Source organism: Thermomonas beijingensis (genome assembly GCF_020034655.1).
Lineage (GTDB): Bacteria > Pseudomonadota > Gammaproteobacteria > Xanthomonadales > Xanthomonadaceae > Thermomonas > Thermomonas beijingensis.
On the sequence record NZ_JAIQDJ010000001.1, the window covers coordinates 251,990 to 267,911 of the forward strand.

12 protein-coding genes are annotated in these 15,922 nt (G+C 58.7%); 5 read left to right on the forward strand and 7 right to left on the reverse strand.

Annotated features, from left to right (window positions below; genetic code table 11):
- Positions 1-79 precede the first annotated feature (79 nt).
- Together ftsZ and lpxC are read left to right on the forward strand one after the other, a co-directional pair.
- Positions 80-1,330, forward strand: coding sequence for a cell division protein FtsZ (gene ftsZ / locus K7B09_RS01135; protein WP_223625848.1), 1,251 nt, complete (start codon positions 80-82; stop codon positions 1,328-1,330).
- A 217-nt stretch (positions 1,331-1,547) separates the two neighbouring features.
- A complete protein-coding gene (gene lpxC / locus K7B09_RS01140; RefSeq protein ID WP_223625851.1) occupies positions 1,548-2,462 on the forward strand; it encodes a UDP-3-O-acyl-N-acetylglucosamine deacetylase in 915 nt (304 codons plus the stop codon).
- 99 nt (positions 2,463-2,561) lie between these two features.
- Here lpxC and K7B09_RS01145 read toward each other — a convergent pair whose 3' ends face one another.
- A complete protein-coding gene (locus tag K7B09_RS01145; RefSeq protein ID WP_223625854.1) occupies positions 2,562-3,050 on the reverse strand; it encodes a DciA family protein in 489 nt (162 codons plus the stop codon).
- A 20-nt stretch (positions 3,051-3,070) separates the two neighbouring features.
- On the opposite strand from K7B09_RS01145, the gene K7B09_RS01150 reads away from it, so the two are divergent.
- The 3 genes from K7B09_RS01150 (at position 3,071) to K7B09_RS01160 (ending at position 7,280) form a co-directional block, all read left to right on the forward strand.
- Positions 3,071-4,003 (forward strand): peptidoglycan DD-metalloendopeptidase family protein, encoded by a 933-nt coding sequence (locus K7B09_RS01150; RefSeq protein ID WP_425507832.1) that lies wholly within the window; start codon positions 3,071-3,073, stop codon positions 4,001-4,003.
- 142 nt (positions 4,004-4,145) lie between these two features.
- Positions 4,146-6,857, forward strand: coding sequence for a preprotein translocase subunit SecA (secA, locus tag K7B09_RS01155; RefSeq protein WP_223627689.1), 2,712 nt, complete (start codon positions 4,146-4,148; stop codon positions 6,855-6,857).
- Positions 6,858-6,893: 36 nt separating this feature from the next.
- Positions 6,894-7,280: an NUDIX domain-containing protein gene (locus K7B09_RS01160; RefSeq protein ID WP_223625860.1), complete on the forward strand. Its 387-nt coding sequence runs from the start codon at positions 6,894-6,896 to the stop codon at positions 7,278-7,280.
- Positions 7,281-7,284: 4 nt separating this feature from the next.
- Here K7B09_RS01160 and coaE read toward each other — a convergent pair whose 3' ends face one another.
- The 6 genes from coaE to K7B09_RS01190 all read right to left on the reverse strand — a co-directional run bounded on the left by coaE (position 7,285) and on the right by K7B09_RS01190 (position 15,816).
- Positions 7,285-7,896: a dephospho-CoA kinase gene (coaE, locus tag K7B09_RS01165; RefSeq protein ID WP_223625863.1), complete on the reverse strand. Its 612-nt coding sequence runs from the start codon at positions 7,894-7,896 to the stop codon at positions 7,285-7,287.
- 118 nt (positions 7,897-8,014) lie between these two features.
- Positions 8,015-8,878 carry a prepilin peptidase gene (locus tag K7B09_RS01170; RefSeq protein WP_223625866.1) on the reverse strand — a complete coding sequence of 288 codons (864 nt, stop codon included), beginning with the start codon at positions 8,876-8,878 and terminating at the stop codon, positions 8,015-8,017.
- A gap of 15 nt (positions 8,879-8,893) precedes the next feature.
- Positions 8,894-10,162 (reverse strand): type II secretion system F family protein, encoded by a 1,269-nt coding sequence (locus K7B09_RS01175; protein WP_223625867.1) that lies wholly within the window; start codon positions 10,160-10,162, stop codon positions 8,894-8,896.
- An 11-nt stretch (positions 10,163-10,173) separates the two neighbouring features.
- Entirely contained in the window at positions 10,174-11,898 is a 1,725-nt protein-coding gene (pilB, locus tag K7B09_RS01180; protein WP_223625872.1) for a type IV-A pilus assembly ATPase PilB, read from the reverse strand.
- A gap of 64 nt (positions 11,899-11,962) precedes the next feature.
- Positions 11,963-13,861 carry a hypothetical protein gene (locus tag K7B09_RS01185; protein ID WP_223625875.1) on the reverse strand — a complete coding sequence of 633 codons (1,899 nt, stop codon included), beginning with the start codon at positions 13,859-13,861 and terminating at the stop codon, positions 11,963-11,965.
- 32 nt (positions 13,862-13,893) lie between these two features.
- A complete protein-coding gene (locus tag K7B09_RS01190) occupies positions 13,894-15,816 on the reverse strand; it encodes a hypothetical protein (RefSeq protein ID WP_223625880.1) in 1,923 nt (640 codons plus the stop codon).
- Positions 15,817-15,922: the final 106 nt, after the last annotated feature.

The following is a 15,922-nucleotide window of genomic DNA, read 5'->3' on the forward strand; positions in this document are numbered from 1 at the left end:
GAAGGCGTGCAGTGAAGACGAATAAGTAACGAATTTGTGGTTTCACAACAACACATCAAAACAACAATAGGACACGGACATGGCACATTTTGAATTGGTCAACCAGGTGGCACCCAATGCGGTCATCAAAGTCATCGGCGTCGGCGGCGGCGGCGGTAATGCGGTGGCGCACATGGTCAACAGCAATGTGATTGGGGTGGAGTTCATCACCGCCAACACCGACTCGCAAGCGATCAAGAACTGCGGCGCGAATGTGCAGCTCACCCTCGGTTGCAACGTCACCAAGGGCCTGGGCGCGGGTGCCAACCCGGAAGTGGGCCGGCAGGCTGCGCTGGAAGATCGCGAAGCAATCATGGATGCGCTGCAGGGTGCCGACATGGTGTTCATCACCGCCGGCATGGGTGGCGGCACGGGCACCGGCGCTGCACCGGTGGTGGCGCAGTTGGCCAAGGAAATGGGCATCCTGACGGTGGCTGTAGTCACCAAGCCGTTCCCGTTTGAAGGCCCGCGCCGCATGCAGGCTGCGCAAAAGGGCATTGAAGAATTGAGTCAGCATTGCGATTCGCTGATCACCATTCCGAATGAAAAACTGATCACCGTGCTGGGTCGCAATGCCACCATGATCCAGGCATTCCGCGCCGCCAATGAAGTATTGCAAGGCGCGGTGCAAGGCATTGCCGATTTGATCGTCAGCCCCGGCTTGATCAATGTCGACTTTGCCGACGTGCGCACCGTGATGAGCGAAATGGGTCTGGCGATGATGGGCACCGGCGTGGCGCGTGGCGATGATCGTGCGCAAGCTGCGGCCGAAGCGGCAATCAAAAATCCGCTGCTGGACGATGTGAATCTGCACGGTGCCAATGGCGTATTGGTCAACATCACCTCGGGTTCGGATTTGACCATGTCCGAGTTCGATGAAATCGGCCGCGTGGTCAGCGACTTTGCCAGTGAAGATGCGACTGTCATCATCGGCACCTCGCTGGATCCGAATATGCAAGACGAAGTGAAGGTGACCGTGGTGGCCACCGGCCTGAGCCGTGCGGCAACGGGTGTGCGCGTACCAGTGACCGAAACCACCCGCGGGGTACGGTTCGAGCCGGTGCAAGAACCGTCGCGCCGTCCGCAAGTCGAGTTGGTGCGCTCGCAGATCAAACGCGATGGCACTACAGGCTTGCCGATCGACGCGGTCACCGACAGCTTTGTGCCGCCGATGCCGTCCAGCTTCTCCAGTGCACTGCGTCGCAATGTGGATGCCACCCCGCAGGCTGCTGAACTGCCCAGGGACGACTATCTGGATATCCCGTCGTTCCTGCGTCGTCAGGCCGACTGATGCGGTAACCCGCATCTCTGTCCTGCGGCCGGGGGTGCGATGCGGTGCTTGTGTCCCCGGCCTGTGGGCGGCCTGCCCACGGGTTTTGCGGTCGATCGGCGTTGCCGGTCGGCCGGTTTTCCAGCTTCGTGCAAGGCGCTTGCGCGGCGTTGTTTTGACAGCTGTTTTGGCGGCAGTTTTGGCGAGTATTCAGCTTCACGCGTGGTAATCTTCCACGATGCTGCGCCAACGTACACTCAAAAACCTTATCCGTGCCACCGGCGTGGGCTTGCATGGCGGGGAAAAAGTCTTTCTCACCATCCGCCCGGCCCCGGTCAATAGCGGCATCGTGTTTCGTCGCACCGACCTCGATCCGGTGGTCGAAATGCCGGCCGCCGCAGCCTTGGTGACTGAAACCACGCTGTGTACCGGGCTCAGCTGCAACGGTGCCAAGGTGCAGACGGTGGAACACTTGATGTCGGCGCTGGCCGGGTTGGGCATCGACAATGCGTATATCGACCTCACTGCGCCGGAAGTGCCGATCATGGACGGCTCGGCCGGGCCATTTGTATTCCTGCTGGAATCGGCCGGAATTGTCGAGCAGTCGGTGGCCAAACGCTTTATCCGCATTCTGAAGCCGGTGGCAGTGAGCGATGGCGACAAGTACGCCAAATTCGAGCCTTACAACGGCTTCCGCCTGGATTTCACGGTGCGGTTCGACCATCCGGCGATTCCGGATGCGCTGTCGCGGGTGGAGTTCAACTTTTCCACCGATGCCTATATCAAGCAAGTCAGCCGTGCGCGCACCTTCGGTTTCATGCGCGATCTGGAATTCATGCGCGATCGCAACCTTGGGTTGGGCGGGTCGATGGACAACGCCATTGTGCTGGATGAGTTCCGCGTGCTGAACGAAGACGGCCTGCGCTACGCCGATGAATTCGTACGCCACAAGATTCTGGACGCGATCGGTGATCTGTATTTGGCGGGGCATCCGATCTTGGGGGCTTATACCGGCTACAAGTCCGGCCATGCCCTGAACAACCACTTGGTGCGCACCTTGTTGGCCGACCAAGCAACCTGGGAAGTGGTCAGTTTTGACGATCCGGCGCAACTGCCGGAGCTGGGGTACGGTGCCGCGCAGCCGGCGTTGTAAGCGGCGCAGTTTTGCGATCGGCTTGGCAGTCCTGCGCGCGTTGTTTCGCCTTTCTTAACAAAATCAATGATGTATCCCGTTAGGATGCGCGCTGACCGCTCAGCTGCGGGGTGCTCGCACCCCCGCTGTTGCGGTGTTGTGCAGGCTGTCGGCGTCTTCCGCCGCGGGTGCGCGCAATAACGCCAAGGCCGCCGCCAGACCTTTCTGGCTGGCTGCCGATGGGGGAATGCGGGGCGTGATGGTCGCAGGGTGCGGCTGCCAAGGCCGCGTGGCCAGCTTGATGGTCACGGCATCCACCTCCAGCCCGATGGAGCGGGCAGCGGCGATCAACTCGGGTGTGGCCAGCCGTAATTTGGCGTGCCAGACCGGGGCATCGGCGATGAATACCAAGGTTTTGCCGCGCAGATTGGCCAAACGCGCATGCGCGTTGACCCCTGCCGGCAATGCAGGACGTAGCAACTGATCCACTGCGTCGAGCCAGCGGGCGCGGCGCAGAGTTCCACCGGCTTTGCCGGCGAGCAGCGTATCCAGCGCCGCGCGCGGGCCAGCAGGCGGGGCAGCCTGGTTCGGGGGCGTGGATCGCGACATAGGCATGGGCAATGATTGAAGTGAACAATTCACACAATACCCGTCAGCGCGCCGTCGCGCAGGCCCAGCGTTTGCGCTGGTGGGCGCTGCGGCACCCATGGGCAGCATTGGCGCTGCTGCTGGGGGCTGGCATGCTGTGCGGCGCGGCGATGCGCAGCGTGATTGGCATGGCGCAGGTGGAAGCCTTGCAGACCTCGGATGCCAGTCGGCAGGCCGAATTGGAGCAGGTGCGCCGGGATGCCCAGCGTGAGGTCAATGCACTGGCGGCGCGGCTGGCGGAATTGCAGGCGCAGGCCAATCGGTTGAATGCGTTGGGCGCTCGCCTGACGCAATCCAGCCAGCTGCAAGACGGCGAATTCAATTTCGAAAACCCCGTCGGCCAAGGCGGGGGTGGGGCCACGCGGGACATGCCTGTCCATGAGCTGCAATCGCGACTGCATGCGCTGGAAGGTGATTATCAACACGCCGATACCCAGCTGTCCGTGCTGGAGAGCTTGCTATTTAATCGCCAGCTGGAGCGCAGCAGCCTGCCCTCGCGCGAGCCGATCGCGGGAAGTTTCGTCACCTCGGGTTTCGGTGGTCGCGCCGACCCCTTCGGTGGCGGTTTCCAGTTCCACAAAGGTATTGATTTCCAAGCCAATATCGGTGATCCGGTGCTGGCGGTAGCCGACGGCGTGGTGAGCTTTGCCGGCGTGCGCAGTGGCTACGGCAACACCATCGAAGTGGATCACGGCAATGGCCTGGTCACCCGCTATGCGCACAACTCGCAGCTGGATCGGCAGGTCGGCGATCTGGTGCGGGCCGGGCAAGACATTGCCAAGGCCGGCTCCAGCGGGCGCTCCACGGGTGCGCATGTGCATTTCGAGGTGTGGCAGGACGGCGTGGTGGTCAATCCCCGCAAGTTCCTTGGCCATAACAACGCCCTGGCACGGCATGGGCCGCAGAACGGCTGATTGCGACGGGCTTGCATACGCGGCGGCCCGCCTCCAGCTAAACTAGCGGATTCCCGCACGCGCGCCTGCGTTCGGGGCTACGTTGCCTCTATTTTTCGATGCCGCGCCATTGGCGCGCATCCCGCCAGGGATTGCCATTCTCATGCTCAACAGTTTGCTTACCAGTGTTTTCGGCAGCCGCAACGAGCGCCTGCTCAAGCAGTACGGCGCCATCGTCAAGAAGATCAATGCGCTGGAAGCGCAGACCAAGGCGCTATCGGATGACGCGCTGAAAGCCAAGACCGACGAGTTCCGCGCCCGTATCGGCAAAGGCGAATCGCTGGACAAGTTGCTGCCGGAAGCATTTGCGGTCTGCCGCGAAGCCTCGGTGCGCGTGTTCGGCATGCGCCATTTCGATGTGCAGCTGATCGGCGGCATGGTGCTGCATTCGGGCAAGATCGCGGAAATGCGCACCGGCGAAGGCAAGACGCTGACCGCCACCTGCGCGGTGTACCTCAATGCGCTGGAAGGCAAGGGCGTGCATGTGGTCACCGTCAATGACTACCTGGCACGCCGCGACGCCGCGCAAATGGGCAAGTTGTACAACTGGCTGGGGCTGTCGGTCGGTGTGATTTATCCCGGCATGAACCATACCGATAAAGGCCCGGCCTACGCCTGCGACATCACTTACGGCACCAATAACGAATTCGGCTTCGATTACCTGCGCGACAACATGGCGCTGGCCAAGGAAGATCGCTTCCAGCGCGGGCTGAACTTCGGCATCGTGGACGAAGTGGACTCGATCCTGATCGACGAAGCGCGTACCCCGTTGATCATCTCCGGCCCCGCCGACGAATCCCCCGAGCTCTACCTGCGGGTCAATGCGGTGGTGCCATCGCTGATCCGCCAGAAGGAAGAAGAGGGTGAGGGTGATTTTTGGGTGGATGAAAAGCAGAAACAGGTGCACTTGTCCGAAGTCGGGCAAGAACACGCCGAACAACTGCTGCGGGACGCGGGCGTGTTGGGTGCCGATGAAAGCCTGTACGCCGCGCAGAACATCCATGTGGTGCATCACTTGAATGCGGCGATGCGCGCGCATGCGATCTATCAGGCCGATGTGGACTACATCGTGCGCGATGGCGAGGTCATCATCGTCGATGAATTCACCGGCCGCACACTCCCGGGGCGGCGCTGGTCCGATGGCTTGCATCAGGCGGTGGAAGCCAAGGAAGGCGTGCAAGTGCAGCGCGAAAACCAGACGCTGGCCTCGGTGACTTTCCAGAATTTGTTCCGCATGTACAAGAAATTGTCGGGCATGACCGGCACCGCGGATACCGAAGCCTACGAATTCCAGAATATCTACGGGCTGGAAGTGGTGGTGATCCCCACCCATCGGCCGATGGTGCGCAAGGATCATTCCGATCTGGTGTTCCTCAATCGCGCCGGCAAATACCGCGCCGTGGTCAAGGACATTCTGGAATGCTCGGCACGCCAGCAACCGGTGCTGGTGGGTACCACCTCGATCGAAGTGTCCGAGCTGCTCAGCAACGAGCTGAATGCTGCCGGGATCGCGCATGAAGTACTCAACGCCAAACAGCACGAACGCGAAGCGCATATCGTGGCCAATGCCGGCGCACCGGGCGCGGTGACGATTGCCACCAATATGGCTGGTCGCGGTACCGATATCGTGCTGGGCGGTTCGCTGGAGGCGGCATTGGCGGCACTGGGCGAGGGCGCCAGTGACGCCGAGATCGAGCGCACCAAGGCCGAGTGGAAGCAGCGGCACGAAGCCGTGAAAGCGGCTGGCGGGCTGCATATCCTCGGCACTGAACGGCACGAATCGCGGCGTATCGATAACCAGCTGCGTGGCCGTTCCGGCCGTCAGGGCGACCCCGGTTCCAGCCGCTTCTATCTGTCGCTGGAAGACAACCTGATGCGCATCTTTGCCGCCGGCTGGGTGCAGACGGTGATGGCCAAGATGGGGCTGAAGGAAGACGACATCATCGAAAGCCCGTTGGTTACCCGCCAGATTGCCAATGCGCAGCGCAAGGTGGAAGCCCACAACTTCGACATCCGCAAGAATTTGCTGGACTTTGACGATGTGAATAACGACCAGCGCAAGGTGATCTACCAGCAGCGTAACGAATTGCTGGAAGCGGCCAGCGTCAAGGACAATATCGACGGCATCCGCAACGATGTCATTGCCGATATGGTGCAGCGCTTCGTGCCGGCCGACTCGGTGGACGAGCAATGGGATCTGCCGGGTCTGGAAGCCGAGCTTGCGGCCGAGTTTGGCGTGCAGCTGGATCTGGTTGGCCTGCACAAGACGCAGGAAGAATTGGATGCCGCACAAATCCGGGCGCACGTGCAGGCCGACATTCTGGCGCTGTTCGAAGGCAAGGAAGCGCAGACCGGTGCCGATACCATGCGCATGCTGGAAAAGCACGTCATGTTGAATGTATTGGATCAAAACTGGAAGGAACACCTGGCGCGCATGGACTACCTGCGCCAGGGCATCCACCTGCGCGGCTATGCGCAAAAGCAGCCCAAGCAGGAATACAAGAAAGAAGCCTTCGAGCTGTTCTCCGAGCTGCTGGAAAAGGTCAAGCGCGAAGTGATCTCGCTGTTGGCACGCGTGCGTATCCGCAGCGAAGAAGAAGTGGCCGCTGCCGAAGCACAAGAGCGCGCACGCGCCGAGTCGATCAACCGGCAGATGCAGTTCCAACACCCCGATATGGGTGGCATGGGTGCCGACGAAGAAGCCGCAGACGTGCGTGTGCAGCAAGCGCTGGCATCCGGCCAAGTAGGCCGCAACGATCCGTGCCCCTGTGGCAGCGGCAAGAAATTCAAGCATTGCCACGGGCAGCTTGCGTAAAGGGGGTGCCCCGGATCGGGGCGCATTTTGGCGCGGATGAAACAGCTTCACGTTGTCGCCGCCATCTTGCGTGATGCAGATGGCCGCGTGTTACTGGCCCAACGCACCGACGCGGAACATGCGGGCTTGTGGGAATTCCCCGGTGGCAAGGTCGAGCCGGGGGAGACCCCGGAGGTGGCGCTGGTACGTGAATTGCGTGAAGAGTTGGGGATCGACGCGGTTGTCGGTAACGCGATCATCCGTGTACATATGCAGCAACCTGAAAAGCACTTGCTGCTGGATGTGCGCGAAGTCAGTTTTGTCGGTGCACCACAAGGCCTGGAGGGACAGGCACTGGCGTGGGCCGCACCGGACACACTACGCGACTACCCGATGCCGCCAGCGGATCTTCCTGTGGTGGACACATTGCTGCGCGGCAATTGAGACCTCAAGCGGCGGCCAAGCGACGATATAACTGATCGAGTGCCAAGACTTGTGCGTCCAGAACAGCTAATGCGCCATCATTGACCAGCACGTCATCGGCAATCGCCAAGCGCTCCTGGCGCGTGGCTTGCGCGGCGATCATGCGCTGCGCCAAGGCAGCATCACTACCGTCGCGCTGCTGCAGGCGCGCCAATTGCACAGTGACGGCCGCGTCCACCACCAAGATGCGATCCAGCCACGGATAGGCACTACGACCACCACTTTCGGCAAGCAACGGGATGGACGCGATAGCATAGGTCGAACTCGCCATCTGGCAGGCATCAGCCAATGCGGTGCGTACGCGCGGATGGACAATCGCCTCCAGGGTCTTGCGCGCCGGACTCTCTGCAAACACGCGTTGTCGCATCGCCGCACGATTCAGACTGCCATCCGCGGTCAAGATGCCGCTGCCAAACGCAGCCACCACTTCGGCCAAGCCATCGCTACCTGCAGCCACAGCTTCTCGTGCAGCGGCATCAGCATCGGCGACGACGATATCCAGTGCACGAAATCGCGCTTCGACCGTACTTTTGCCGGAGGCGACACCGCCGGTAAGGCCGATGATGTATTCGCTCATGCGTGCATTATGTGGTGGATTCCATTCGCATGGCGTGCTCCTGCGGTTGTGGATGCGCTGCCGAGTCTGCACAAGCGCGGCCGCCAAGCCAGGGCACGTTCCCGCTGGGCTGCGCTTGCTACGCCAAGCCGGCGAGCCGCATGTACCAGCCCACTAGGTCGTGCCCCCAAAAGAAACTGATCCAGCCAGCAAGCGCCAGATACGGACCAAACGGAATGGGAGTGGCCTTGTCGCGGCCTTTGACCGCCAGCCAGATCGAGCCGACGACGGCCCCGATGAACGACGACAGCAAGATGGTGGGCAGCACCCCTGCCAAGCCCGTCCACGCGCCCAGCGCAGCCAGCAGTTTGAAATCGCCGTGCCCCATGCCTTCCTTGCCGGTGAGCTGCTTGAATACCCAGTACACCGACCACAGGCTGAGGTAGCCCGCCATCACCCCCAGCATCGCGGATTTCTGCCCGACGTACAGGTTTTCCACGGCCGCAATCATGCCTAGCCATAACAGGGGCAAGGTCAACTGGTCAGGCAATAGTTTGGTGCGGAAGTCGATCCCGGACAGCGCAATCAGATAGCCGGTCAACAGCATGGCGCCAAAGCCCTTCCAGCCAAACCCAAATTGCCAGACACAGGCCAGAAACAATACGCCGGTCAGCAGCTCCACCAGTGGATACTGGATCGAAATCGGAGTCTTGCAGCCCCGACATTTGCCACCTTGCAGCACCCAACTCAGCAGCGGGATATTCTCGTACCAGTGCAGCGGCTTTTTGCATTTTGGGCAGTGCGAGCCCTCCACCACGATGCCGGGTGGCGGGGGGTCGTACAGTTCGGGTTCGTCCAGGATCTCGCGGGCGTCGCGCTTCCACTGCCATTCCAGGCGTGCGGGCAGGCGCAAGATCACCACATTGAGGAAACTACCCACCAGCAAACCAAGCCCGGCTGCGGCGGGATAGCCGAAGCCGGGGTGCGCATCAAGGAAGGCCATCGCGTCGCAAGTCCCTTACATCACCGTCATCGCGATCTTGAAGATCGGCAGGTACATGGCCACCACGATCGAGCCGACCAAGCCACCAATGATCACCATCACCATCGGTTCGATCAGGCTGGACAGCGCATCCACCGTATTGCTGACCTCTTCCTCATAGAACTCGGCGACCTTGTACAGCATGGTGTCGAGTGCGCCGGCCTCTTCGCCGATCGCGGTCATCTGCACCACCATATGCGGGAACAAGTTGACCTGTTTCATCGCGACATTGACCGGGTAACCCACCGCAACGTCGTCCTTCATCTTCATGACGGCCTGTTCATACACCATGCTGCCGGTGGCACCGGCCACACTGTCCAGCGCCTCCACCAGCGGTACACCGGCCTTGAAGGTGACCGCCAAGGTACGTGCAAAGCGGGCAATGGCCGATTCGTGCAGCACCTTGCCAATCACCGGCAACTTCAACATCATTCGATCCACGGTGTGCTGCAATTTGGCCGAGCGCTTGTAGCTGTAAATGAAGAAGCCGATACCGCCGGCAGCGATGATGCCAATCAGCCAGAACCACTTGACGAAGATGTCTGATATGCCGAACACCAAACTTGTAAATGCAGGCAACTCAGCCCCGTAGCTGCTGAATGTTTCCTTGAAGATCGGCACCACATAGACCATCAACACCGCGCAGACCAGGATGGCAACCGCGATCACCGCAGTTGGATAAAACAGTGCTTTCTTGATCTTGCCTTTGATGCTTTCCAGATTTTCTTTGTAAGTAGCAATGGTTTCCAGCACCGTTTCCAGCACGCCGGAGGCTTCGCCGGCGCGCACCAGATTGCGGTACAGCTCGTCGAATTGCACCGGGTATTGACTCATCGCTTCGTAGATCGACGCGCCGCCCTCGATATCACTACGCAGACTGTTGACCATTTTTTTCATGGTCGGGTTCTTGCTGCCACCACCGATGATTTCCAGTGAGTTCACGATCGGGACGCCGGATTTCATCATGGTCGCCAGCTGGCGGCTGAACACGGCGATATCGCGTGCCGACACCTTTTTGCCAGAGCCACCAAACAATGGCTTGGACTTGGGTTTGACTACGGTGGGGTTGATGCCCTGCTTGCGCAGCTCGGCACGCAGCAGATTGGCGGTGCGTGCCAACTGCTCGCCTTTCATTTCCTTGCCACGCTTGTCACGGCCCTGCCAGACAAATTCTTCCAACGGGTTCAAACGGCGGGCTTCGGCTTTATCCCTGGCCTTGCTGATCGCGGCTCTACGAGCGGACATGGGGCTCCCCTTCAATCCTTGGTGACGCGGTTGATCTCAATGAGGCTGGTGACCCCCTGTCTCACCTTGTCCAACGCAGAACGCCGCAAATCGCGGACGCCGCTGAGCAGGGACGCCTCGGTAATCTGTTGCACATTACCACCGGCCAGCACGATTTGCTGAATTTGCTCGGTCATCGGCATCACTTGGTAGATGCCGGCGCGACCTTTGTAGCCCTCGGTGCAGTCCTCACAGCCCACGGCCTCATACACGGTGATGCCTGCGTGCACTTCATCGGCGGTGAAGCCTTCCGCCAGCAGCGCATGTTCCGGCAGATGCACCGCGCGCTTGCAGTCATGCAGGCGGCGCACCAAGCGCTGGGCAATGACCAGGCTGACCGAGCTGGTGATGTTGTACGGGGCGATGCCCATGTTCATCAGGCGGGCAATCGTCTGCGGGGCATCGTTGGTATGCAGGGTGGAGAGCACCATGTGGCCGGTCTGCGCGGCCTTGACCGCGATTTCTGCGGTTTCCAGGTCGCGAATTTCACCCACCATGATCACGTCCGGATCTTGGCGCAGGAAGCTACGCAGAGCGGCGGCGAAGGTCATGCCGCGCTTGACGTTCTGCTGCACCTGGTTGACGCCGGGCAGCCGAATTTCCACCGGATCTTCCACCGTGCTGATGTTGCGCGTTTCATCGTTCAGGATTCCAAGCCCGGTGTACAGGCTGACGGTCTTGCCGGAACCGGTGGGGCCAGTGACCAGCACCATGCCATAGGGCTTGTGGATGGCGTCCAAAAACAATTTTTGTTGCACTGGCTCGTAGCCCAGCTTGTCGATGCCCATCTTGGCGGCGCTGCCGTCAAGGATACGCAGCACGATCTTCTCGCCAAACAGCGTCGGCAGGGTGCTGACGCGGAAGTCGATTTGCTTGGTCTTGCTGAGATTGAGCTTGATGCGACCGTCCTGCGGAACACGCTTCTCGGCAATGTCCAGTTGCGACATCACCTTCAGCCGGGCGGCGATGCGCGCATGCAGCTTCACCGGCACTTTCTTTGCAGTCTTCAGGATGCCATCGATGCGAAAACGCACCCGATATTCGGTTTCATAGGGCTCAAAATGGATGTCCGAGGCCCCTTTGCGAATCGCGTCCACGAGCGCTTTGTTGATGAATTTGACGGTTGGGGTGTCCTCGCCACTGGCATCGACCCCGGAGTCATTGGAAAAATCATCATCCCCCCCGCTGACCTCCAGTCCTTCCAGACCGTCGGCATCGTCCATGTCGGCAGCCAGCGCTTCGGCGGCTTCCAACCAAAGATCCAGGCAGCGCTTGATGCGGTCGGCATCCACCAAAATAGGCTCTACTGCCAGATTGGTATGGAACTTGAGTTCTTCCAGCGCCTGATTGTTGGTCGGGTCTGAGGTGCCCACGAACAGCCGATTGCCGCGCTTGTACAGCGGCAATACCTGATGCTTGCGCAGTAGATCTTCCTTGACCAACGTAATTGCGGACTGGGCCGGATCCAGTGCCAGTGCATCGACGATCGGCATGCCGAACTCCACCGAATTGGCTGCCGCCAACGCTGCCGGCGAGGCCAGCCGGTGCTGTACCAGATACGCTGCCAGTGGCGACTTCTCGGCAGTGGCGGCGTCCATTGCCTTGCGCGCCACCGCCTCATCCAGCGCGCCGTCCATGACCAAGCGCCGGGCGATGCCGGTGATACCCATCAGATTGGCGGCGGTGGCAGTGCTCATTGGTGCGGATCTCCCCGGGAACGGATGTGACTGTATCGCAAACCTGCGCCGCCGCGAACCATCATCACTTAGCTGCAAGTGGTGCAACGAGGTCAGTGCATCGGTACAAGAAGAGCTTCGAGTCCGGCTGCAGGCCAGCCGGATCCACAAGCCTCCAAGTACCAATGGGTGCTTGAGTTTGTTGATAAGGCAGAACCAAGTAGTCCGGCGGCGGCACAGCGCCGGGTTCGCAGGCAATTCGAAGATTGCGGGGACTGATTGCGCATTCCCGATGGTAGGTGCCTGCAAGTCGCGCCTGGTCACAGCCAAGGCCTTGCTCGATCAATGGGCGCAGCTTTTCGATGCGAGACCTAGCATCAATGGCAGTTTCGCGGTTGAAAATTTCGCCGGCAACTTGCCCCGGGCTGAAATAATTGGTGCGTTGCAATACTAGCCAAGGCCCCATGATGGAGCCTGGGTACCAAAACACCTGAGCGTGCTCCGGGATCCTGATCCCGAATATCGAAGGATTGAAAACATTATTTTCAAACACCCGGTTGGCAAGGCCGCGGGAATCCCAGCACCAGCAGCTGAGCATGGTTAGGGGGATCAGGCAAGTCAGGAACACAATTTTCTGGCCACTTCCAGTTAAACGATTCCAAAGCAACACACAGAGCAGGGGCAATCCAAATCCTATTGCAGGGAATGCCAAAAGCAGCCGGTCAAGGGGGAACAGGTCCAGTTGATAACCAGCATTTTCAAAGCCCGCAAGTTGTAATGAGACGTGCTCAACTGCCAGAAGCAACACTAAGCCGCCAGGCAGGGTGCCAATCAGCTTGGCAACGTTGGAGGGCAAACGGTGATCAAGTAGTGGCCAGATGGCATACAGCATCGCAAATGCGCCCCACTCCCAGGTGCCCTCTCCCCAGGCAAAGATTGCAGCAAGCAGCAGTAGCAAAGTGCGGGAGAAATTATTGGTGTGAATGCCGTAAAAACACAGCGCGCCGATAGCGGCGATACCAAGCCAATGAGCTAGCCAATGAACACGCCACAGTTGGAGTGCGGAGGGGAGGGCAAGGTGAAGCGAATCCACCAACAGGGCTGTAACCGCAATGCCAAGCACTAACCCGAAGAGAGCGGCACGACACCAGCGCGCAAAGTCCAGCGGCAGGATTCGTTGTGCGATGGTTAGTAAAAAAATATCAAATAAGAGATTGTTGAAGTCGGCCAGGCTCCACTTCGACAAAAATAGCTGAGGGGTTGCGTCGTATAAGTTGTAAAGCCAAGTTGGGTCGATGCGGACATACAAATCAGGAAATGGTTTGACTCCGAGATAAGCAAGAAACAAAACCGGAATACCTAGCCAGCAGGCGTGTAGCCAGCGTCTATCCTGCATCACCAGCCAGGGCCAAATGATCAGGCTGGCAGCCAGCATCTGTAGCGGATGCAGAATGCATGCAAGTGCCAAAAAAAAGAAAGCAAGCCGGGTGCGCTTGCGGGTAAAAAATGCAATGGAAACCAAGCATAGAGCTTCGGAAAATGGCCTGGGTGTAAGAAATTTTTCGCCATAACTGAATAGCTGGGTCATGCCATATACAGGTGGCAGGCAAATTGTAGCTAACCATGCCCGGTACCGTAGATCGGGCGGCAATAACACACGGAGGCAGTACCAGCCAGCGAAGAAAAACCCCAAGAGACCAACTGCGGATCCCCAAAGAAAAAGCACTGGCGGGTTGATGCTTCCGACTGCTTCTGAAAGCAGCCAAGGAGCTATCGAGTAACGATCCTGACTGCCGTGCACGAAAAAAAGATCCTGGCCAAATATTTGCGGCCAGCGCCGCGCAAGCGCTTGTCCCAAGTACAAGATGGAATCGTGATTAATGCCGACATAACGGTGAAGCAACAACACCATCACGATGCCAAACAGACCACCTGCGATCGGTGTACGCCAGCGGCCAATGGGAGCGTGGCTGCTAGTAGACACTGAGTCGTGTCCATGCAACGCCATCCGGCTACTCACCGGCGAACCGGCGGGCTGCTACTACCGCCTCTAAAATTGAGAATATCGTCGCAACGGTAGAGACGAAAGGTAATTGCAGGAGTCTTTGATACCGGATCAGGGATCGCCCACTGCCCAACGTATGGCTGTGGCTGTGGATAAGACAGCACCATGTAATCAGGGCGCTTGCCTCCATTTAGAGAGCACGCTTGTTTCATGCTGCGATCGCTGATATGGCAACGTACACGTTCAGTGACATTCAGTTTTTCATCTTGACACCCAAGACTCTCACGCATCAGTGGCATCATTCTGTTTTCACGCTGCAGACCGTCTTCAGCAGTGTCACGGCTAAACATCTGCCCGGCCAGTTGGCCTGGGCTGAAGTAGCTCGCACGATGGAGTACAAGCCATACTCCAACTAAAGATTCTGGCTCCCAATAGATTTGGGCATGTTCTGGAATCGAGGTGCCAAATATATCAGGTTGAAATGCCGCATCTTCCATGATGTGTTGTGTGCTGTCGCGAGCATCCCACAGGTACAGTGTTGCTGCCACTGCAGGCACCAGGAAACCGGCAAGCAAAAGCTTCTTTCCGATTGATCCGCATCGCTCCCATAGCAATAGCCCGAAAAGTGGTAGGCCAAATGACAATGCCGGGAAAACTAGTAAACGGCGGTCAAACGGATACAGATCGATTCGAAAATGTGCCTCTTTGAACCAATGATATTCATTGCTGGCGTGGTTATAGAACAGCAGTACAGTCGACATGCCAAAGATCCAACAGAGCAAACGGCCAAGCCGTTGGCGGGAGTCGTGTGGAGCAAACTGCCAGCCGACGTACATTGCAGCAAGCAATAGCCAGCCCCAATCGGTCTCGCCCCAGGCCAAGAGTGCGGTGAGCGTCAGCAGCAGTGCTGAAACGGAGTCCTTTGCACGCAAATGAAATAGCAGGAGTGCACCAATGGCCGCCAATGAGAAGAAGTGTGCCAGCCAATGAACGCGCCAAAGTTGTAGGCCAATAGGCAGAACCAAGTGCAGGTGATCAACCAAGAGCAAACTGGCAAGAATGCCAATCGTGCAGCCGATCAACGATGCCAAGCACCATCCACCAAACCGGCCCCGTAACCAGTGCCACGCACTCAGCAAAACCACAACATCAAAGCCAAGATTCTTGAAGTCATTGACACTCCAGAGCGTGACGAACACTTGGCGAGAATAGGTCAGCTCCTTGAACCAGCCGGCATCTGCGCGCTGCAGCAGCCCATTGAACGGGGTTATCCCGATGTATGCCAGCGCGCTGACTGGAAATATCAACCATAGCGCATGCAGCCAGCGGCGATCCTGGCCAACAGCCCACACCCAGATGATTGCCGCACCTGCAATCGCTTGCAGCGGGTGAAATAGTCCGGCTAGCAAAAGACTGGCGGCAGCAAGTAGCCATTTTTCGCGGATGAGCCAGCCAATGCCAAGCAAACAGAATGATTCTGCTAGTGGACGGGATGTCAAGAATGGTTCGTTGTAGCTAAATATGTGGACTACGCCATAGATAGAGGGCAAGCACAGCGCACCCAGCCAGGCCCAATAACGCTGCTGCGTCGGCAACAGAGCCTTCAATGCAAACCAGGCAGATGCCGCAAACAGTAGCATGCTGATGAATGCACCCATCAACATGACTAACGGGGGCGATGCAAAGGAAAACGCTTTACCCAAGATCCACGGCATGATGGTGTAGCTGGCCTGGCTGCCATGTGCAAAAAACAAGTCTTGCCCATAAATCTGCGGCCAACGCTGCATCAAGCCTTGACCCATATACAGAATCGAGTCGTGAAAAATGCCGGGGTAGCGGCGCAACAAGAGCATCATGGTAATGCCGAGTGCGCCGCCTGCGAGCAATTTTATTTTCGAACAAATTTCCGGTGAGTCGAGCTTGATTTCTTTCATGAAGTCAGCGCAACAATTGAAATATTTGACTGGTGGTCGCGTCCAAGAAAAGTGCGTATGCCGGCATAGATGGTCACATGGTTTTATGTTGCGTTGGCTAGGCTTT